General features: G+C 37.5%; 21 protein-coding genes. 10 read left to right on the top strand and 11 right to left on the bottom strand.

The window, feature by feature from the left end:
* Nucleotides 1-42: 42 nt before the first annotated feature.
* From AC4CUY_RS09265 to AC4CUY_RS09280, 4 genes are read right to left on the bottom strand one after another with little or no spacing between them, the layout of a single operon-like run.
* A complete protein-coding gene (locus AC4CUY_RS09265; protein ID WP_419327496.1) occupies nt 43-681 on the bottom strand; it encodes a DUF4304 domain-containing protein in 639 nt (212 codons plus the stop codon).
* Between the two features lie 21 nt (nt 682-702).
* Nucleotides 703-1,302, bottom strand: coding sequence for a hypothetical protein (locus AC4CUY_RS09270; protein WP_224965442.1), 600 nt, complete (start codon nt 1,300-1,302; stop codon nt 703-705).
* Between the two features lie 45 nt (nt 1,303-1,347).
* Nucleotides 1,348-2,031 carry a hypothetical protein gene (locus AC4CUY_RS09275; RefSeq protein ID WP_336951345.1) on the bottom strand — a complete coding sequence of 228 codons (684 nt, stop codon included), beginning with the start codon at nt 2,029-2,031 and terminating at the stop codon, nt 1,348-1,350.
* Nucleotides 2,032-2,057: 26 nt separating this feature from the next.
* Nucleotides 2,058-2,708 (bottom strand): A1S_1983 family putative colistin resistance protein, encoded by a 651-nt coding sequence (locus tag AC4CUY_RS09280; protein WP_004720662.1) that lies wholly within the window; start codon nt 2,706-2,708, stop codon nt 2,058-2,060.
* 100 nt (nt 2,709-2,808) lie between these two features.
* Between AC4CUY_RS09280 and ispF the strand changes: the two genes are divergently transcribed.
* Entirely contained in the window at nt 2,809-3,300 is a 492-nt protein-coding gene (ispF, locus tag AC4CUY_RS09285; RefSeq protein ID WP_004720660.1) for a 2-C-methyl-D-erythritol 2,4-cyclodiphosphate synthase, read from the top strand.
* A 153-nt stretch (nt 3,301-3,453) separates the two neighbouring features.
* On the opposite strand, the gene rpsT is transcribed toward ispF, so the two are convergent.
* Nucleotides 3,454-3,720: a 30S ribosomal protein S20 gene (rpsT, locus tag AC4CUY_RS09290; protein ID WP_004720657.1), complete on the bottom strand. Its 267-nt coding sequence runs from the start codon at nt 3,718-3,720 to the stop codon at nt 3,454-3,456.
* 213 nt (nt 3,721-3,933) lie between these two features.
* Between rpsT and AC4CUY_RS09295 the strand changes: the two genes are divergently transcribed.
* The 9 genes from AC4CUY_RS09295 to AC4CUY_RS09335 all read left to right on the top strand — a co-directional run bounded on the left by AC4CUY_RS09295 (nt 3,934) and on the right by AC4CUY_RS09335 (nt 13,997).
* Nucleotides 3,934-4,599 carry a Rossmann-fold NAD(P)-binding domain-containing protein gene (locus tag AC4CUY_RS09295; protein ID WP_419327500.1) on the top strand — a complete coding sequence of 222 codons (666 nt, stop codon included), beginning with the start codon at nt 3,934-3,936 and terminating at the stop codon, nt 4,597-4,599.
* A gap of 12 nt (nt 4,600-4,611) precedes the next feature.
* The gene (gene rraA, locus AC4CUY_RS09300) at nt 4,612-5,124 is read left to right on the top strand and encodes a ribonuclease E activity regulator RraA (RefSeq protein ID WP_336951337.1); all 513 of its coding nucleotides are present in this window, start codon (nt 4,612-4,614) and stop codon (nt 5,122-5,124) included.
* A gap of 42 nt (nt 5,125-5,166) precedes the next feature.
* On the top strand, nt 5,167-5,952 hold the full coding sequence (locus AC4CUY_RS09305) for a glutathione S-transferase N-terminal domain-containing protein (protein WP_419327502.1): 786 nt from the start codon (nt 5,167-5,169) through the stop codon (nt 5,950-5,952).
* A gap of 50 nt (nt 5,953-6,002) precedes the next feature.
* The gene (locus AC4CUY_RS09310; RefSeq protein WP_419327504.1) at nt 6,003-6,485 is read left to right on the top strand and encodes a DUF6678 family protein; all 483 of its coding nucleotides are present in this window, start codon (nt 6,003-6,005) and stop codon (nt 6,483-6,485) included.
* A gap of 183 nt (nt 6,486-6,668) precedes the next feature.
* On the top strand, nt 6,669-7,610 hold the full coding sequence (locus AC4CUY_RS09315) for a Dyp-type peroxidase (protein ID WP_490774013.1): 942 nt from the start codon (nt 6,669-6,671) through the stop codon (nt 7,608-7,610).
* 106 nt (nt 7,611-7,716) lie between these two features.
* Nucleotides 7,717-8,073: a hypothetical protein gene (locus AC4CUY_RS09320; protein ID WP_336951332.1), complete on the top strand. Its 357-nt coding sequence runs from the start codon at nt 7,717-7,719 to the stop codon at nt 8,071-8,073.
* Nucleotides 8,074-8,369: 296 nt separating this feature from the next.
* Nucleotides 8,370-11,831 (top strand): transcription-repair coupling factor, encoded by a 3,462-nt coding sequence (gene mfd, locus AC4CUY_RS09325; RefSeq protein ID WP_336951475.1) that lies wholly within the window; start codon nt 8,370-8,372, stop codon nt 11,829-11,831.
* A gap of 229 nt (nt 11,832-12,060) precedes the next feature.
* Nucleotides 12,061-12,495, top strand: a complete 435-nt coding sequence (locus tag AC4CUY_RS09330; protein ID WP_336951330.1) for an HIT domain-containing protein — start codon at nt 12,061-12,063, stop codon at nt 12,493-12,495.
* A 53-nt stretch (nt 12,496-12,548) separates the two neighbouring features.
* Complete coding sequence (locus AC4CUY_RS09335) at nt 12,549-13,997, top strand: adenylate/guanylate cyclase domain-containing protein (RefSeq protein WP_336951328.1); 1,449 nt, start codon at nt 12,549-12,551, stop codon at nt 13,995-13,997.
* Between the two features lie 101 nt (nt 13,998-14,098).
* Here the strand turns inward: AC4CUY_RS09335 and fdx are convergent, their stop codons facing one another.
* The 6 genes from fdx to AC4CUY_RS09365 form a co-directional block, all read right to left on the bottom strand.
* Complete coding sequence (fdx, locus tag AC4CUY_RS09340) at nt 14,099-14,437, bottom strand: ISC system 2Fe-2S type ferredoxin (RefSeq protein WP_336951326.1); 339 nt, start codon at nt 14,435-14,437, stop codon at nt 14,099-14,101.
* 15 nt (nt 14,438-14,452) lie between these two features.
* Nucleotides 14,453-16,312: a Fe-S protein assembly chaperone HscA gene (gene hscA, locus AC4CUY_RS09345; RefSeq protein WP_419327508.1), complete on the bottom strand. Its 1,860-nt coding sequence runs from the start codon at nt 16,310-16,312 to the stop codon at nt 14,453-14,455.
* Between the two features lie 65 nt (nt 16,313-16,377).
* Entirely contained in the window at nt 16,378-16,893 is a 516-nt protein-coding gene (gene hscB, locus AC4CUY_RS09350; protein ID WP_336951322.1) for a Fe-S protein assembly co-chaperone HscB, read from the bottom strand.
* Between the two features lie 100 nt (nt 16,894-16,993).
* On the bottom strand, nt 16,994-17,314 hold the full coding sequence (gene iscA / locus AC4CUY_RS09355; protein ID WP_034610390.1) for an iron-sulfur cluster assembly protein IscA: 321 nt from the start codon (nt 17,312-17,314) through the stop codon (nt 16,994-16,996).
* 45 nt (nt 17,315-17,359) lie between these two features.
* On the bottom strand, nt 17,360-17,746 hold the full coding sequence (iscU, locus tag AC4CUY_RS09360) for a Fe-S cluster assembly scaffold IscU (RefSeq protein ID WP_004720629.1): 387 nt from the start codon (nt 17,744-17,746) through the stop codon (nt 17,360-17,362).
* Between the two features lie 110 nt (nt 17,747-17,856).
* Nucleotides 17,857-19,074, bottom strand: coding sequence for an IscS subfamily cysteine desulfurase (locus AC4CUY_RS09365; protein WP_336951319.1), 1,218 nt, complete (start codon nt 19,072-19,074; stop codon nt 17,857-17,859).
* Nucleotide 19,075 lies beyond the last annotated feature (1 nt).

The raw sequence follows: 19,075 nt of genomic DNA on the forward strand, positions 1-19,075 counted from the left end.
TTCAATTTGGTGAATAGCGCATTTGACTGCTTCATTTCGTCATTAATCGATAATTTGCGGAATCGCTAAACTTGGATTTTGGATAAATGATGCTAATCGTTCTTTTAATGAGGTGGCTCGTTCAGGAACAGCATCAATTGCAATCTCAGCGAGCCTCTTGACCAATTGTAAATCACCAGCTGCAGCAGCCACATAGCAGAGGGTACACATGTGTGCGGGATGTAAGGGATTTATACAGGCCTGATGCGCTTTCTTGAGAAAATCTTCAGGCCAATGTGCTAATTGATTAAAGAAATTTTGGCTTTGACGATTCCACTCAGATATTAGAAATTGCACCATTTCGTTGGCATCTTGTTCATTTGAGGTATATGACCAGTCGTTGTCATGATCATTGATCAAATAAGGCAGGATCGAACTACGCCATGCACAATCGAAATCACGCATTTTTTCAATATCTAAAGCGTTACCTGTACATCGCATAACATATTCACCTAATGTGATGAGGTGAATACCGAGATTAACTTGAAAACAATGTCTTTTAATGGAGTGTTGTATATCGACGATTCGAATAACTTCCCCCTCAACCTGTCTAAATACATCGCCTTTTTTTATAAAGCCCTGTGCTTTTAAAATGGGATAAAACTGGCTTTGTAATAGTTTGGAAATGACTTTTTTATCCATTCGATATATCCATGGTAGAGGCTAGCATTGCCATAGAAATTTAGCAGTTTTACCCTGAGGGCAATCAAATAGGTAGGCGGAACCTCCTCCACCAAAATTCATCTCAGTTCTATGATCAGGTCCGGTCTCTAGTTGAGCAACAAAGCGCATAGGCTTTTGGCAGCAATCACATTCAGGTGTTTCATCATTTTGCAGCCACTCAGCTGAGCCAGAAAGCTGACCTAAAATTTCTCTCTTGGGTCCTTGCCAAAGTTCACGTGATTGTGAATATTCTTCTTGCGAATCTTGGAAAATCTTGGCGCCATATTCCGTTTCACGTAAGGTATTTTCAGGTTCTAACGGTTGGAATTTTTCAAGAGCATGAATCTCTGTAATGACAATCACTTTATTACCACCACCATCTGCATCCCAGTCATCACACATCCCCGGATCTTGGCTACACATAAAGATCAATTCTAAACCGAGATCAGTTTTTACTTTGCCAAGGTATTGCATTGCACCATCACAATTTGTGCAGCAAGGCCATTCAACCTGTAAGCCAATCGTTTTAACAGGAAGACCACCAAAAGAGGTTTGATCAAGGTGTTGTGAGACTTGGTCTAAAATTAACAGTTGAGTCATTGTTATTCCCTATTTTATTTATATTTTAATTAAGCTAGTTAGATCTTAACTGTGTACAACATATCCAAAGATTCCAACCAAATTGCTATTCTGGGTTAAGCCCAATGCAAGTCGAGGCAAGACACAACCTGTAATGATTGTTCCTTTCGGGTAATCATCAGAATCGATTTGTTCTAAAAGTGCTGAGTCTCCAATCCGAACAAATGCACAGTCGATAAAATCGTGTTGTGCTGCAAACCAATTTATCATCTTGTGCCAAGGTTGAAAATATTCTGCTGGAGATTCTTCACCATCTTGTTCAACTTCTTTCCACCACTGTGTATTTGTTGTAAGCGGTTCAGTCGTAATGTTCGCCAAAGGAAAAATAGTATTGGCAAAGTATTGTTGAATCAGCTGAGGCGTAATTTTTTGGCTAGCTGAGTTTTGTGAATGCATGATATAAAAATCTTGAAAATAATCACCCGAGTTTGAACCCATACCAACTTCAACATTTGTCATGATAATGGCGATTTCAGCGCTTAGTTTTTGACAAAGTTTTAATTCATCGGGATCAATTTCATGCTGCAATGGGATATTGTGCTTTGAGATAGAACCATCATTATAAACGCTAGTAAAGCGCGAAATAATATTGTTAGGCCATTCATCTGTATCAGCACCCACATCATAATTCTGCATACATTCAGATAATATTTTTAATCTTTCTTCACTTAACGCTAGTTTTGTACTCATGGTTTTGCCAAATTTAATTATAAATCTTAATCATATAAACGGTAAATCCCAGTAAAGCGCTCACAGCCTTTTTGTGTTGTTGTCACAGACAAAATTGCTTTTTGGAAATTAAGCACATATTTACAGTCATGTTCATTGTCCAAAATTTGATTCTTTTTTTCAGGCGTGGTGTAAGCCAACAATGAGACGATTTGACTATCTTTACGGTTATTGGGATTTCGATAGGCGATGCCTTCAACTTTAATCCGATCTTTAGTCAGTTGATGGATTTGTAAATGGGCGGGTTGCTTCGAAATTTTACCATGTTCATATTTGATGAAATGTTGGGTTAAACTTTGATTCATTGAGGTGTAAAAATTTAAGTCTTCTAGGCGAATATCGAACTGTTGTTTAAAACAATCGTTGCTTTTACATTGGCTTAAACGGTTGAGCCACAAACGATGCGTATCATTGATTAAGCGTATTGGTGCGTCTGTGACCAGATATGCAGTGAGATAGCTCTCATTCAATTGAGCGCGTAGTTCACTATACTGTGAACCACATAACTTTTTTAAAAGTGATGAATCTTGATGCTTACAGTCAAGAGGCAGGGCATAAACAGCTGATGTACTGATACAGCTCAAAATGAGACCAGACAAGAGTGTTTTAATTTGATTAAATTCTGTATTCAACAGCATGATCGCTTATACTTTCACAATGTTTGCATACGTACTATAGCGAAAGAGAAAGTACGAATACAAGATTTTTAAATTTTAAAAACTGCAAAAGGAGCTAAGAATGATCATACCGATTCGTATTGGGCAGGGAATGGATGTACATGCTTTTGAAGAAGGTGATTTTGTAACTTTGGCAGGCGTTCAAATTCCACATACGCATGGTTTAAAAGCACATTCTGATGGTGATGTTGTGTTACACGCATTATGTGATGCTTTATTGGGTGCATTGGCTTTAGGGGATATTGGACAGCATTTCCCAGACACAGATGCTGAATTTAAAGGTGCGGATAGCCGTAAACTTTTAAAACATGTTTATCAATTAATTTTAGACCGTGGTTATAAATTAAATAATGCCGATATTACTGTGGCATGTGAACGGCCTAAATTAGCCAAACACAATTTGGAAATGCGTCAAAGTATTGCAGATGTGTTAGATGTTGATGTGACTCAAATTAGCGTTAAAGCAACAACCACAGAGAAATTGGGTTTTACTGGTCGTCAGGAAGGTATTTTATCCACTGCAACAGTCTTAATTTCACATTTAGCAAAGTAATTATTTTTACAGTTTAGAACTCTTACTTATCTATCTGCTGAGAAATAATGATGAAGTGGTAGATAAGTTTTGATGTTTTCTAATTTTAAAGCGTTATAGTCAAATTTTACATACAAAAAAAGCCCTTTAAAGGGCTCTTTTTACATGCAAAAATTAGTTAGCTAACGCTTTAACTTGTGCATTCAAGCGGCTCTTGTGACGAGCAGCTTTGTTTTTATGGATGATACCTTTATCCGCCATACGGTCAATAACTGGAACTGCAGCTTTATAAGCTTCAGTTGCGGCAGCATATTCACCAGTAGCGATAGCAGCGATTGTGCGTTTGATATAAGTACGTACCATTGAACGCAAGCTTGCGTTGTGTTTACGTGCTTTAACGTTTTGACGAGCACGTTTTTTTGCTTGAGCAGAGTTTGCCACTCGTGCACTCCTTGAATTAGATGGGTCTGGGCGGGCTGAAACCACATCTGAAAACCACATCAGAGGATTATCACCAGCCCGTAAACAAGTGCCATATTGTGATTAAAGAGGCCAGTAAAGTCAAGTGTTGACATGCTTTGACAACATTTTTGTTGAAGAAAAATTTGAAATAAAACGTTAGATTAGTAATAAATCTAGGAGATTGTTTAAAAAATGACTAATTCGATAAAAAATGCGATTGTGATTGGAGCAACAGGTTTAGTGGGACAGCGTCTCATTGAGCAGCTCAATTTATTGGCTGATTGTGAAAAAATTACAGTTGTTGTGCGACGAGAAAATCCAGACTTTTCAAAATTTAAAAAAGTTGAACAATTTGTATTGGATGACTTACTTCTACTCAATGATCAAGATGTCAGCGGTTACACTCATGCATTCAGTTGTTTGGGAACGACCATTAAAAAGGCAGGTTCTAAAGAAGCTTTCTATAATATTGATTTTGAGATCAATGCACATTTTGCAGATTTATTTGAAATGACTGAAACTCATTTACTTTTAGTCAGTGCGATGGGGGCAAAAGCCAGCTCGCCAATTTTTTATAATCAAGTCAAAGGTGAACTTGAGGACTATATACAAAAGTTGAACTTATATCGTTTTTCTATTATTCGCCCATCATTACTCCTTGGTGATCGGAATGAAAAGCGATTCTTGGAAGATGTAGCGCAAAAGTTATATGGTAAATTTTCGCATTTGGTACCCAATTCTTTTAAATATAAGCCAGTGACAGCACAACAAGTGGCTCATACTATGATCGAGGCTGCTCAAACACAAACTCAAAAAATTGAAATTTATGATAATTTACGTATACAAAATAGCAAATAATGGAGTGATAACGTGACTAAAGTACCTTTTGTAACTTGTGATTTATTAGATGATCACCCAGACCAAGACATCCAAACCCTGATTCCATCTCTCGATGGCAAATTTTTTAAAAGTTATGGAGCTCGTAAAACCTTTGGTGGTCAAATCGTGACAGTCAAGTGTTTTGAAGATAACTCACGAGTGAAAGAGTTACTTGCTACAGATGGAACAGGCAAGGTTTTGGTTGTCGATGGTGGAGCATCCATGCGTTGTGCCTTGATGGGTGACATGATTGCTGAATCAGCGGTTAAGCATCACTGGAATGGTGTAGTGATTTATGGCTGTGTACGTGATGTAGATGCACTAGTTGAACTTGATCTAGGCGTTCATGCATTGGCTACAATTCCACAAAAAAGCAATCGTAAAGGCATAGGTGAGGTCGATATTCCTGTGTATTTTGGTAGTGTCACTTTCAATTCTGGTGAATATATCTATGTAGATAACAATGGAATTGTGGTTTCAAAAGAAAAATTAGTGGATTTATAAAAAGCTTTATTTAAGCGAAAACAATCATCTAGGGGGTATAAAATGGTACATCATCAAATTAAAGTTGTACAAGCTTTGGCTTCATCGCTGACTGAGGGAGGCCGTGGTGTAACTGGAACACCATTTCCAAACCAGCCAGAAAAGGCCTTAAAGTTATATGAGTTTGAAGGTTCACCATTTTGCCGCCGTGTACGAGAAGTAATGACCTTGCTCAATTTGGATTATGAAGTCTATCCATGCCCTAAAGGTGGGACTAAATATCGTCAGGTTGTAAAAGAAAAAGGGGGGAAATTGCGTTTTCCGTATTTCGTTGATGAAAACACGGGAACAGCAATGTATGAATCAAAAAAGATTGTTGATTACTTATTTAAGCACTATGGTAAAACCGGCAAAACGCCAAAGAAATATTCTCATTATCCTAAATATCCAACGGTCGCCATGGTGGGAACTATTATTAATGGTGCGCGAGGGGTTTGGGTAAATAAAAAAATTGTTGATCGTATAAGCCCAGCGCAATTATTGGAGTTATGGGGGTTTGAAGCAAGTCCCTATACACGTGTTGTGCGTGCTGAGTTAACTGAATTAGAAATTCCATTTATCTTTCATAATGTGGCTAAAGAGTGTTGGCAAGATCTAGGACCAGCAGTTTTACGTTTAAAACCTGGTAAATATGTTGCTTTGGTGGGCGGTAAACGTGAAAAAATTATTCCTGTTATGGGGCGTGCAAAGCAAGATATTCAAGTGCCTTACTTAGAAGATCCAAATACAGGTGAAAAACTCTTTGAGTCAGCAGTAATCGTACGTTATTTACAGAAACAATATGGTTAACTCTATGTGTTAAAAGCATCTAAACAGGTGCTTTTAATTGAAGGATAAATGTGGGTTTACAAGAAAATTATCTTGAATATCGAAATCATATAAATGCTTTAAAGACTGAACAAGCCTATTTAAAGTATATTTTGAAAATTCAACAGGTCGTGCATCAACGGCAGTTGGTATCTTGTATGAGTGATTCAAAATGGCTCAAACTTCTACATGCAATGAAAGACTTGGATTTTCCACCTGCATTTATTGTCAAATTGGTGACTGAAAATAAAGATCAACAAGCTGAAGATAAATTTGTGAAGAAAATTCCGTGGTATATAGGTGATTGGCATCCTTTCTATCACGATGCTATGCCTGTATTTATTGGAATTGAATATTTAATTGTAAAGCCTATGCTGAGCAAGTCGAGGGGGAGATTGATCAGTGATTTGATTTTAGATCAAACAGATCAATTTCGTACTTTGTTGCAGCATTTGAATATCGTGTTTGATCAGAAAGACTGTTATTTTAAAATTTATGCTTATCACCTAAAGTAGTTTTAAAAATACTTACAATCGATGTGCCTAAACAAAATAAGTCAAAACTTATTGCTTTAATTATTTTCCATAACATTTATATCGATATAAATATTGTGAATTAGTGGATTGTTAACGATAAAAACTTAAGCTTTAAAACAGCCTATGTTAGATTGTAACCAATAGAATATTTTGAGATATATTATGACTTCAACTCGAATTCAACCTGTTATGAATCGTCCAGGGGAAAACGCCTTATTTATTGTTTTAGGATTAAGGCTTGGGGCTGAAGTAATTGATACAGTAATTGATTTTGCGGCAAATTTTTCTGCATTGACGCGTAGTTTAACCAACCGTTATCCAGATGCACAATTTAGTGCGGTCATGGGATTTGGGTCAAATGCGTGGGAGCGTTTATTTCCTGATCAGGCTAAACCACAAGAATTAGAACAGTTTAAAGAAATTAAAGGGCCAAAATATACGGCTGTTTCAACGGAAGGTGATTTGTTTTTCCATATTCGCGCTGATCGCCAAGCGTTGTGTTTTGAAATGGCAGATATGATCAATACTGAATTAAAAGCTGTAAGTTATCCAGTAGATGAAGTGAATGGTTTTCGATATTTTGACGGTAGAGCGATTATTGGCTTTGTCGATGGGACCGAAAACCCAGAGCCTGAAATTGCGGCTGAATATGCACTAGTGGGTGATGAAGATCCAGACTTTAAAGGTGGCAGTTATGCATTTATTCAAAAATATATGCATGATATGGACAAGTGGCGCGCGCTAAGTGATGAAGAACAAGAAAAAGTCATCGGACGAAAAAAGTTTAATGATCTTGAGTTGAGTGATGATGTAAAACCTAAAACAGCACACAATGTAGTAAGTAAGGCACATGATGCGGATGGTAATGAAATTAAAATCATGCGTGCAAATATGCCGTTTTCAAATCCATCTAAAAATGAGTATGGTACTTTCTTTATTGGTTATGCACGCAAATTTAGTGTGACTCGACAAATGTTAGAGCACATGTTTCAAGGTGATGAAGAGGGTAATTTAGATCGTTTATTAGATTTTAGTACAGCAGTGACAGGAACTTTATTCTTTGTGCCTACTGTCGATTTCTTAGATGATTTGGGTGACGAATAACGCTGATGGTTTATGTTTAGGTAAATGGTCGCTTTAAAGTGGCCTTTTACTGCGAACTTGAGTCATGTTTGTTATGGTGAATCATTGATTTAATTGGGTTTTAATGATGTTTGATAAAATTGCAACCTTATTTAAGGGTAGTAAAAACGGTCCTGAGCAAGTTTTTCTACAAGAAAATAATATTCAAATTGATGCTGAGCACGGTTTTATTGTAGATGGTATTGTTTTAAATCGTGAGTTATCTGAAAGGCTGGAATACTTTTCTAACCGAAAACTCAATAATTTTGATGATTTAAAGGCCTTGTTTTATAAAACAATTTTGATCAATGAAAAGATTGATTTAGAAATCGCAACAAACAACTATGTGCAAAGGCTTGGCAATACAGAAGAAAATTTAAAACAATTCAAAAAAATTATACAAAAACTCAATGATTATTATAAACAATTTAAACGAGAAAAATAAATCAACTTAAGGCATGGATAACATTTGATGGAATCAGAATATTTCATCAAAGAATCATATGTGATGTTGCTTAGATTTTTAATTGTTATTAAATGGTTATTCGCAACTCATTTGGCAAGAGCTTCCACAGGTTCGTGATCCTGCTAGTTTGTCTTATAGTAAGCGTGGATTATGTTCTGATGGGAAAAATACTGTAGTTGAGTCATTACTTAGACAAATAGAATAAATAAAATCACTCAACTGAATAAAGTCATCATGTTAAACTATTGCTCATGTCTTTTAGACCCTATGCGATTATGTTTAAACAAGAAATCTCTGACCTCAATTTAAAACAACTGAAAGCAGGCGAAAAACGCTGGATCGGCACAATGCTCGGTTCATCTGCTGCCTTATTGTTTAAGGAGATTGCAGAGAAATCGGATCAGCTCTTTGTTTTGGTTGCGAAAAATAATCAGCACTTAGGGCAGTTGGAAAGTGAATTAGAATTCTATGGGGTAAAACCAACAATATTTCCAGATTGGGAGATATTGCCATACGATCGTTTATCTCCACACCAAGATATTGTCTCTGAAAGACTGTCGATACTTTCCAATATGCCACAAAAAGGTATTTTATTGGTATCAGCAACTACTTTGGCACAACGTGTTGCCCCTACATCATGGGTATTGGGTGAGCATTTTGATATCCGTGTTGGTCAGAAATTTGCTTTAGAACAACAAAAATTAAAATTAGTTCAAGCGGGTTATCATTTGGTTGATACTGTTTATGACCATGGTGAGTTTGCGGTACGTGGTAGTATTATGGATATTTATGCCTCTGGGCAGAATGCACCCATTCGTATTGACTTATTTGATGATGAAATAGACAGTTTAAAATTTTTTGATCCTGAAACGCAAAGAACAACGACAAAGTTAGAACGTTTTACTGTACTTCCTGCAAAAGAATTTCCGTTGAAAGAAGCGCGTTCAACATTTCGTGATCGCTATGCCGAAAGTTTTCCAACAGCAAATCCTAAAAAAAATCCAATTTATCAAGATGTGTTAGAAGGTATTGCTTCTCCGGGATTAGATTTCTACTTCCCATTATTCTTCTCAAAGCAAGCCATGCAAACACAAAGTTGTTTGGTTTCGTACTTCCCAAGTAATTCTATTGTCATTACAGATAAGCACATTGATGAAGGATTGTTGAGTTTTTGGACAGATGTAATTCGTCGTTACGAAGACCGACGCCATAATGCTGATCAGCCGTTATTACCACCTGAAGAAATTTTTATACAACCGAATCAACTATTCGAATATTTAAATCAATTTTCAAGAATTATTGCCTCAACAGAAGCCATTGAATTAAAAGCAGGTTGTATCAATTTGTCGGTTGAATTACCGCCAAGATTGCCTGTAGACCCTAAACAAGAGCAGCCATTTAAAGCCGTTAAACAGTACGTGGATGAGGCCAATCATCCAGTGTTGTTGGTGGCTGAAAGTGCTGGACGTCGTGAAACATTAAAAGATGCTTTACGTGCAAGTTTAGGTGAAATTCCAGTTGTCGAAAGTTTTGCTGTATTTCAACAATCTAATTTCTCTGTGGCGATCACCAATGCACCTTTGGATCGTGGGTTGGTCATCAGCAATGATCTATCGGTTATTTCTGAAAACCAACTATATGAACACCGTGTAGTACAGCGCCGTAGAAAACGTCAACAAGAGGTTTCAGAAGAGTTTCTTATTCGAAGTCTGACGGAACTTAATATTGGTGCGCCAGTGGTGCATATTGATCATGGTGTTGGGCGTTATGCAGGTTTAGTTACCTTAAATATTGATGAACAAGACTATGAGTTTCTGCAATTAAACTATGCAGATGATGCAAAAGTGTATGTTCCTGTGACCAATTTACACCTGATTAGCCGTTTTAGTGGAGGTGATCCTGATTTAGCGCCTTTACATAAATTGGGTACAGATGCATGGAATAAAGCAAAACGTAAAGCACTTGAACAGATTCATGATGTGGCAGCTGAATTGTTGCATATCCAAGCACGTCGTCAGTCTAAACCTGGGATTAGTTTCGAGTTGGATCAAAGTGCATATATGCAATTTTCCAGTGGTTTTGCTTATGAGGAAACACTGGATCAGGCCAATGCCATCGAAGCGACCTTATATGATATGCAACAAGCCAAACCAATGGATCGACTGGTTTGTGGTGATGTTGGCTTTGGTAAAACGGAAGTGGCGATGCGGGCGGCATTTGTTGCTGTTCAAAATAATAGGCAAGTGGCTGTCTTGGTACCTACCACCTTATTGGCGCAACAACATTTTGAATCATTTAAAGATCGCTTTGCCGATTGGCCAATTCGTATAGAGGTACTTTCTCGTTTTGGAACTAATAAAAGTCATACCAAAATCATTGATGACTTAATCGATGGTAAAGTCGATATTGTTATCGGTACGCATAAAATTCTTCAGGAAAATGTGCAGTTTAAAAACTTAGGTTTAATGATTGTTGATGAAGAACATCGTTTTGGGGTACGTGATAAAGAGCGTATTAAAGCCATGCGCGCAGATGTTGATATGTTAACGTTAACTGCAACACCAATTCCTCGTACATTGAATATGGCTTTTGGTGGGATGCGTGATCTCTCGATTATTGCTACACCACCAGCACGTCGTTTAGCCGTTAAAACTTTTGTCAATGAACAAACCAATGAAACCATGAAAGAGGCAATTCTAAGGGAATTGTTACGTGGTGGGCAGGTTTATATATTGCACAATGAAGTGGATACCATAGAGCGTGCTGCGGAAAATATTCGTCAACTTGTACCAGAGGCTCGTGTCGCTGTTGCACATGGTCAAATGCGTGAACGTGAACTTGAGCAAATCATGCAACAGTTCTATCACAAAGAATTTAACGTGCTGGTCTGTTCAACGATTATTGAAACGGGGATTGATGTTCCTAATGCCAATACGATTATTATTGAACGTGCAGACAAACTTGGCCTAGCTCAATTACATCAATTGCGTGGTCGTGTTGGACGTTCACATCATCAAGCCTATGCATATTTGATGGTGCCATCGATTAAAGGCCTTAAAGGTGATGCAGAAAAACGTTTAGATGCCATTCAGAGAGCTTCAAATCTTGGCGCTGGCTTTATGCTGGCTACGGAAGACTTGGAGATTCGTGGTGCTGGTGAGCTACTCGGTGAACAACAAAGTGGTTCAATGAATGCAATTGGTTATAGCTTATATATGGAAATGTTGGCCAAAGCGACCAAAGCAATTCAACAGGGTAAGACCCCTAATTTTGATACACCACTTTCACTCACTTCAGAAATTACACTACATATGCCTGCTTTGATCCCAGATGAATATTTGGGAGATGTACATCAGCGTCTTATGTTCTATAAACGTATTAGTAATACCGATACTCAAGATAAACTTGACAATATACGTATGGAGTTGATTGACCGGTTTGGTGTACCGCCATTGCCAGTAAAACAGCTGTTTAGTGTCCATCAAATTCGGATTAAGGCTGAGGCGTTGGAAATTACTAAAATTGATATAGGAGCTAATGGTGGAGTGATCGAATTTTCACCTGATACTCCGGTGCAAGCGATCAGTATTATTCAACTCATGCAAAAGCATCCAACTTGGTTTCGTATGGACGGTGGGCAACGCTTAAAAGTGATGGTGATGCTTGAAGAGAATGACAAAAGAATTCAGTTTATTCAGGATTTGTTAAACAATTTACTGACAGAATTAAAGCGTTAATTTATCTGGAATTTGAGCTTAAATAATGCTCAGTATGAGATTGAAAGTGCTTATGAATTTTTTCTGGTAAATCACTTGAAAAAATTCTGTGATTCTTTAAAGTGTAATTGTGATCAGGTTCAAAACAAACTGTGTTTATTTGTACCAAAACACAAGATAACCAATATTCACACGAAAACCGATGTGTTAGTATTAGCCATCCTTTTAATTTTGCGTCATTTATAAAGATATGTTTAGTTTGCATCCACAACTTGCTCAAGATACTTTTTTTGTAGGCGATTTTCCGCTTTCAACATGTCGTTTAATGAATGATATGCAATTTCCGTGGCTAATTCTTATTCCACGTGTTCCTGGTATCACTGAGTTATATGAACTAAGTCAAGCTGACCAAGAGCAGTTTTTACGAGAATCTAGCTGGTTATCTAGCCAGTTGTCTCGTGTTTTTCGTGCAGATAAAATGAATGTCGCAGCACTTGGAAATATGGTGCCACAATTACATTTTCATCATGTAGTTCGTTATCAGAATGATGTAGCTTGGCCTAAGCCTGTATTTGGTCTGCAAGCAGTTCCTTATAGCAATGAAGTGTTAGCACATATGCGTCAAACGTTAATGTTGGCGTTACGTGGCCAAGGTGATATGCCATTCGATTGGCGTATGGATTAAGTGTAAACAGCACAAGGAAGTGTTTAATAAAATGACATTCGAGGTAAAATATTTTGCCATTTGAACGTATGTTAGATAAAGAACCAAAGCAATTTGAAATATTCCAGCGATTTATGGGGTACTTAATCATTGCTTTGTTGGTTATGGTTTATTATTTCACTTCCCCAATTGCAAGTTATCAATTTTACGTGCCTTTTTTCATTGGCTTTATTTTTATTATCAGTCCTAAGTTATCACGCTGGCTGGAATATTCATATGGTTCTAAAATTCGAAAAAATGTCTATTTTTTAATTGATATCATTGTTGTTTCTACAGCATTGGCTGCTGTTCATTTAAGTCTGGTGGTGACTTTTGTATTGTTATTTGCCCTGATTTATACTGCGATTAATAATAAAATTTCTTTTATGATGGGCTCTCTGGCAATTTTAATTGCCTTTGTTGTGTTTTATACCAATATTATTTTTATCTTTGGTTTTTATGATTATTTTCAGCAAACTAGCCCTGAACTATCCGTTCTTTCTTTTATTAGTATCATCTTGTTTGTAAATATTGGAAATTATTATCAAAATCGTCGTATCAAAAGTGTAGAAACAAAGAAAAACACCTATTTTAATGAAATGAATCGCTATATTGAGTTGTCAAATCAACTCAGTCGTTATGCGCCATTACAGCTTTGGCAAGCGATTATGCGCGGCGATACTGAAGCAAAAATTGAATATAAACGTAAAAAAATTACAGTTTTCTTTTCTGATATTCAAGGATTTACTGAGCTATCAGAAACTTTGATTCCAGATGATTTGGCCTTTGTATTAAATGATTATTTAAGTCATATGACTGAAATTGCCAAGCAATATGGTGCAACCATTGATAAGTTTATGGGGGATGCAATCCTGATTTTCTTTGGCGATCCTGATTCACAAGGGGTAGAGCAGGATGCGAAAAACTGTATTGATATGGCAATTGCAATGCGTCAGCAGATGAAATTTCTTCGTGAACGTTGGGTGAAAATGGGCTATGCAGCTTTACATATTCGAATGGGGGTAAGTACAGGTTATTGTCACGTCGGAAACTATGGTGCTGTACATCGCATGGCCTATACCATTGTTGGTCGAGATGCTAATTTAGCAGCGCGTTTGCAATATGCTGCGGATATAGATGAAATTTTGGTTTCAGACGAAACCTATAAGCTGATTAAAAATGATTATCTTTGTGCACCAAAAACTCCGATTGAGCTGAAAGGGATTCAAGGTAAGGTGCGTACTTGGCAAGTGATGGAAAAATACTCTGCAACCAAGAATGAAAATCAGCAATGGTTTGATTATGAGTATAAAGGCTTCCACCTAGTGCTGAATTTAGAAGAAGTACAAAACTTTGAATATCCTGAGCTGGTTGAAGTATTAGAAAAAATGGTAGAACGGATTAAGGTTCAGCAAAAACTTACCAACTCTCAAGGCGTTGCAAAGCTTAATATTGAAGATGAAGTGAACTCAAATTATTTGTAAAATTATTAAATATTAAATGAAATGCCTAAGCCATTAAAAATTGCTTAGACATAAAAAACCACTCATAAAGAGTGGTTTTTTATGTCTATATGAAAAGCAACTTAGTGGTTTTCAGAAGCATGGTTAATCGTATACTTTGGAATTTCAACTTCCATATCTTCATCAGTAATTTTAACTTGGCAAGACAGACGCGAATCGGGTTCTAAGCCCCAAGCGCGATCGAGTAAATCGGCTTCAATATCATCCATTTCTTCAAGCTCATCAAAGCCTTTGCGTACGATTACATGGCAAGTGGTACATGCTTTAGACATGTCACAGGCATGTTCGATTTTAATACCATTATCAAGCAGGCTTTGACATAGATTGGCATTTGGTTTAACTTCAAACTCAGCACCGTTTGGACAAATCGTTGCATGAGGTAGTACTTTAATACGTGGCATAGTCGTTACCTTAAATTAGTTTGAGTTAGACCAATCATCAAGTTTGGTGCCTTTGAGTGCATGATCAATGTGTTGATTCATACGTTCTGCTGCAAAGGCATCGCTATAAGTTTTTAACTGTTCAACAGCATGTTCAATTAATTTGATATCGTTCGTTTCAAGCTCAGTTTTTAAGGCTTCAGCCGCTTGAGTGAGCGCAGTCAGTTGTTCAGTGCTGAGAAGTTTAGAATCCACCTTTAACGCTTGTGTTAAAGCTTCAAGTTCACGTTGAGCTTCAACTTTGGTTTCATTGAGATGGCGAAGATTTTTATCTTCTTCAGCAAATTTATAACCGTCTAAAAGTAAACGTTCAGTATCTGTCTCAGATAAACCATAAGAAGGTTTAATGTCGATTTGAGCATTGACCCCTGATGTGGTTTCTTTGGCCGAAACAGTAAGTAAACCATCAGCATCGACTTGAAAAGTAACTTCAATACGTGCCTGACCCGCAGTCATTGGTGGAATACCATGCAATACAAAACGGCCTAAGCTTCGGCAATGTTCAACTAAGTCACGTTCACCTTGCAAGACATGGATTAACATCGCAGTTTGACCATCTTGATATGTGGTGAATTCTTGACGACGTGCAACAGGAATTGCTGTATTACGTGAAATTAAACGTTCAATCAAACCACCCATGGTTTCTAAACCTAATGACAGCGGAGTAACATCTAAAAGTAATGAGCCATCTTTAGAGTTCCCAATGAGCTGATTTGCAGTGATGGCAGCGCCAATCGCTACAACTTCATCAGGATTAATAGTACAAAGTGGCTCTTGCTTAAATACTTCACGCACGACTTTCTGTACAGCATAAGAGCGGGTTGATCCACCAACAAGAACTACATTTTGAATATCATCGAGTTCAAGTTTTGCATCACGCATGACACGTTTACATACATTGATCGTTTTATCTAATGCCACTTGAATGATTTCTTCAAATGTTGTGCGATCTAAAGTGAGGTGATGTGTCAGAACTTTAATATCAACCGATGTTGCATCACTTAATGCTTCTTTGGCTTTGCGTGCAGAAACAATAAAGTGCGCATATTCTGCATCATCTAAAACTTCAATATTGAGTTGTTTTTTTGCCCACTTAACAATAAGACGATCTAAGTCATCGCCGCCCAGTGCTGTATGACCGCCTGTAGCTAAAACTTCAAACACACCTTGAGAAAAGCGTAAAATAGACACATCAAATGTACCGCCACCTAAATCATAAATGACATAGTTACGATCTGTTGTTAGGTTACTCTCTTGATCCAAGCCATATGCAACAGCCGCAGCTGTTGGTTCATTGAGTAGGCGTAATATATTTAAACCAGCAAGCTCAGCTGCATCTCGTGTAGCTTGACGTTGTGCTTCATCAAAGTAAGCAGGAACAGTAATAACAGCCCCATTTACAGGGTTGCTTAAGCTTTGTTCAGCGCGGTCTTTAAGTTGTTTTAAAATTTCTGCGGAGATTTCTACTGGTGTTTTACGCCCCTGAGCTGTTTCAAAAGCTGGCATTTCATTTTCAGCACCAACAAGTGTGTATGGATGTTGAAATTTAACATCCGCTTTGGAACGGCCCATAAAGCGCTTAACAGAAACAATGGTATTTTTAGGGTCAGCAGTGATGAATGGTTTTGCTGCATCGCCGTATTCGGTTGAATTTTTAGAATAATGTACAATAGAAGGAAGTAACACACGACCTTGCTCATCGTTCAGCACTTTGGCTTTGCCTGATAATACCGTAGCAACTAGAGAATGGGTTGTCCCTAAGTCGATACCAATTGCAATACGGTGTTCGTGTGGCGCACTTGATTGTCCTGGTTCAGCAATTTGCAAGAGTGCCATTTGTCACATCCTTAAAATAAATACTAAAAACAAATTCGGTTAAAACATATATTCAAAGCTAAAATTTAGAAATCATCATCTAAATTAAAATCTTCATCATCTAAAAGCTGATCTTCAGCTTTATCGATATCATTCATGACTTTTTGAAAAAAGCGTAACTTTCGCACAGTGTCACGCGCTTCAGCCCAATCTTCATCCTCAAAATCAATTTTGAATTCACGAACTAAGCCATCAATCCATTGTCGCACTTCTTTTTTTAAAGAATGCAACTGTTCGGTATTAGTTGCTTCATCAAGCTGCTCACGAATTTCTAAAGCAGACTGAAGGAACTCAAAATCACTAATCGATTGATCTAAGTGGTGATCTTGCTTTTTGAGTGAAAGTAGATAAGCAGCACGACTGTCTACATTGGATAAAGTTTTATATGCCTGATTAATTTCACTTGATTTAATCAAAGCTTTGTCTTTATTTTCAGCTTTATCAGGATGATATTGCTGTTGTAGTTTTAGGAAATTAGCTTTTAATATCGCTAAATCAATATCGAGTGCTTCTGGGAGATCGAACAACTCAAAATGACTCATGGGGGATACTCATCCACGATGTTTTACAGGAAAACGGTGTAATTAAATGTGATTAAAACAGTGCAAGACACTGTTTTAACATGAGAAAAAGCAGGGCGGATTATACAGTGAAAGATTCACCACAGCCACATTCACCTTTTTTATTTGGGTTGTTAAACTCGAAGCCTTCATTTAGACCATTTTTAACATAGTCCATTTCCATACCATCGAGATAAACCAAACTTTTTGGATCTACAAAAACTTTTACACCAAACTGTTCGAACATTTGATCATGCGTATCGATATCATCAACAAACTCAAGTACATAAGCTAAGCCAGAACAGCCTGAAGTTTTCACACCAAGACGAATACCTTCACCCTTACCGCGATTCTTTAAGTAATTGCTGATATGAGTTGCAGCATTTTCAGTTAGATTGATCATGAAAACTCCGTTAAAAAATCATCTGCTAAATTTGACGAACAGATACTAGGCTTTAGTTTTCTTGCTACGGTAATCTTCAACAGCAGCTTTAATTGCGTCTTCTGCAAGCACAGAACAGTGTACTTTTACAGGAGGAAGTGCAAGTTCAGTTGCGATATCGATGTTCTTAATCGCCTGTGCTTCGTCAAGCGTTTTACCTTTTAACCATTCAGTTACGAGTGAACTAGACGCAATTGCTGAGCCACAGCCATAAGTTTTAAAGCGAGCTTCTTCAATTACACCACTGTCATTCACTTGGATTTGTAAACGCATTACATCACCACATGCAGGTGCACCCACCATGCCTGTACCAACATTTTCTGCATTTTTATCCAAAACACCTACATTACGAGGATTTTCGTAATGATCTATTACTTTTTCGCTATAAGCCATGTTGCTTCTCCAAACCTCGGGGTCAGCGTTGATAATATGTATTTCTACAATCTAATTTGGTGGCATTTTACTGATTTTCAATAAAATGCCGCGTTTTGATTTCAAGGAACTTAATGTTCAGCCCATTCAACTGAACTTAAGTCGATCCCTTCTTTGTACATATCCCAAAGCGGAGAAAGCTCACGCAATTTCTCAACAGCAGCTTTAGTAATCTTAATTACATGATCAATGTCTTCTTCAGTCGTATAGTGACCAAAGCTAAAACGAATTGAACTATGTGCTAACTCGTCAGAAAGGCCGAGGGCACGAAGTACGTAAGAAGGTTCAAGTGTTGCGGATGTACATGCTGAACCAGAAGATACAGCAGCATCTTTTAACGCCATCATCAATGATTCACCTTCAACAAAGTTGAAACTAACATTTAAGTAGTTTGCAACATTGTATACAGGGTGGCCATTTAAGAAGACTTGTTCTAAATCCTGTAAACCGTTCCAAAGTTTGTCACGCAGTACACGTAAACGTGTTTGTTCAGCTTGTAAAGATTTTCCAGCAAGTTCAAATGCTTCACCCATACCGACGATTTGATGGGTTGCAAGTGTACCTGAGCGCATACCGCGTTCATGGCCACCACCATGAATTTGTGCTTTGATACGAACACGTGGGCTACGGCGTACAAATAAAGCACCAATACCTTTAGGTCCATAAACCTTATGACCTGAGAAGCTCATCAAATCAACTTTCATGGTAGAAAGATCGATTTCAACTTTACCCGCAGCTTGTGCTGCATCTACATGGAAATAAGTTTTATTGGCACGTGTTAACTCACCAATTGCAGCAACATCTGTCACAGTACCAATTTCATTGTTCACCATCATCAATGAAACAAGTAGCGTATCTGGACGAAGTTCAGCTTGAACCATTTCTGGTGTAATTAAACCGGTTTTAGGTTCAGGTTCAAGATAAGTAATCTCAAAACCTTCTTCTTCTAATTCACGACAAGTATCTAAAATTGCTTTATGTTCAATTTTACTTGTGATGATGTGTTTGCGTTTAGAACCATAAAACTGAGCAACACCTTTAAGGGCAAGGTTATCAGATTCAGTAGCACCTGAAGTCCATACAATTTCGCGTGGATCAGCTTTTACTAAATTTGCGACTTGTTCACGTGCATATTCAACTTTTTCTTCAGCTTGCCATCCATAAGCATGTGAGCGAGAAGCAGGATTACCGAATGTACCATCAAAGGTTAAACACTCCATCATGCGTTCTGCTACTTGAGGATCAACAGGCGTAGTTGCTGCATAGTCAAGATAAATCGGACGTTTCATG

The organism is Acinetobacter sp. 778_lipA (genome assembly GCF_058242985.1).

Coding starts and splice junctions, on each gene's coding strand:
- AC4CUY_RS09270 (WP_224965442.1), bottom strand. CDS start 1,302: ATGACTCAACTGTTAATTTTAGACCAAGTCTCACAACACCTTGATCAA.
- AC4CUY_RS09305 (WP_419327502.1), top strand. CDS start 5,167: ATGGTACATCATCAAATTAAAGTTGTACAAGCTTTGGCTTCATCGCTG.
- AC4CUY_RS09315 (WP_490774013.1), top strand. CDS start 6,669: ATGACTTCAACTCGAATTCAACCTGTTATGAATCGTCCAGGGGAAAAC.
- hscA (WP_419327508.1), bottom strand. CDS start 16,312: ATGGCACTCTTGCAAATTGCTGAACCAGGACAATCAAGTGCGCCACAC.
- AC4CUY_RS09330 (WP_336951330.1), top strand. CDS start 12,061: ATGTTTAGTTTGCATCCACAACTTGCTCAAGATACTTTTTTTGTAGGC.
- iscU (WP_004720629.1), bottom strand. CDS start 17,746: ATGGCTTATAGCGAAAAAGTAATAGATCATTACGAAAATCCTCGTAAT.
- fdx (WP_336951326.1), bottom strand. CDS start 14,437: ATGCCACGTATTAAAGTACTACCTCATGCAACGATTTGTCCAAACGGT.
- mfd (WP_336951475.1), top strand. CDS start 8,370: ATGTTTAAACAAGAAATCTCTGACCTCAATTTAAAACAACTGAAAGCA.
- AC4CUY_RS09280 (WP_004720662.1), bottom strand. CDS start 2,708: ATGCTGTTGAATACAGAATTTAATCAAATTAAAACACTCTTGTCTGGT.
- AC4CUY_RS09320 (WP_336951332.1), top strand. CDS start 7,717: ATGTTTGATAAAATTGCAACCTTATTTAAGGGTAGTAAAAACGGTCCT.
- AC4CUY_RS09365 (WP_336951319.1), bottom strand. CDS start 19,074: ATGAAACGTCCGATTTATCTTGACTATGCAGCAACTACGCCTGTTGAT.
- ispF (WP_004720660.1), top strand. CDS start 2,809: ATGATCATACCGATTCGTATTGGGCAGGGAATGGATGTACATGCTTTT.
- AC4CUY_RS09295 (WP_419327500.1), top strand. CDS start 3,934: ATGACTAATTCGATAAAAAATGCGATTGTGATTGGAGCAACAGGTTTA.
- AC4CUY_RS09265 (WP_419327496.1), bottom strand. CDS start 681: ATGGATAAAAAAGTCATTTCCAAACTATTACAAAGCCAGTTTTATCCC.
- hscB (WP_336951322.1), bottom strand. CDS start 16,893: ATGAGTCATTTTGAGTTGTTCGATCTCCCAGAAGCACTCGATATTGAT.
- iscA (WP_034610390.1), bottom strand. CDS start 17,314: ATGATCAATCTAACTGAAAATGCTGCAACTCATATCAGCAATTACTTA.
- AC4CUY_RS09275 (WP_336951345.1), bottom strand. CDS start 2,031: ATGAGTACAAAACTAGCGTTAAGTGAAGAAAGATTAAAAATATTATCT.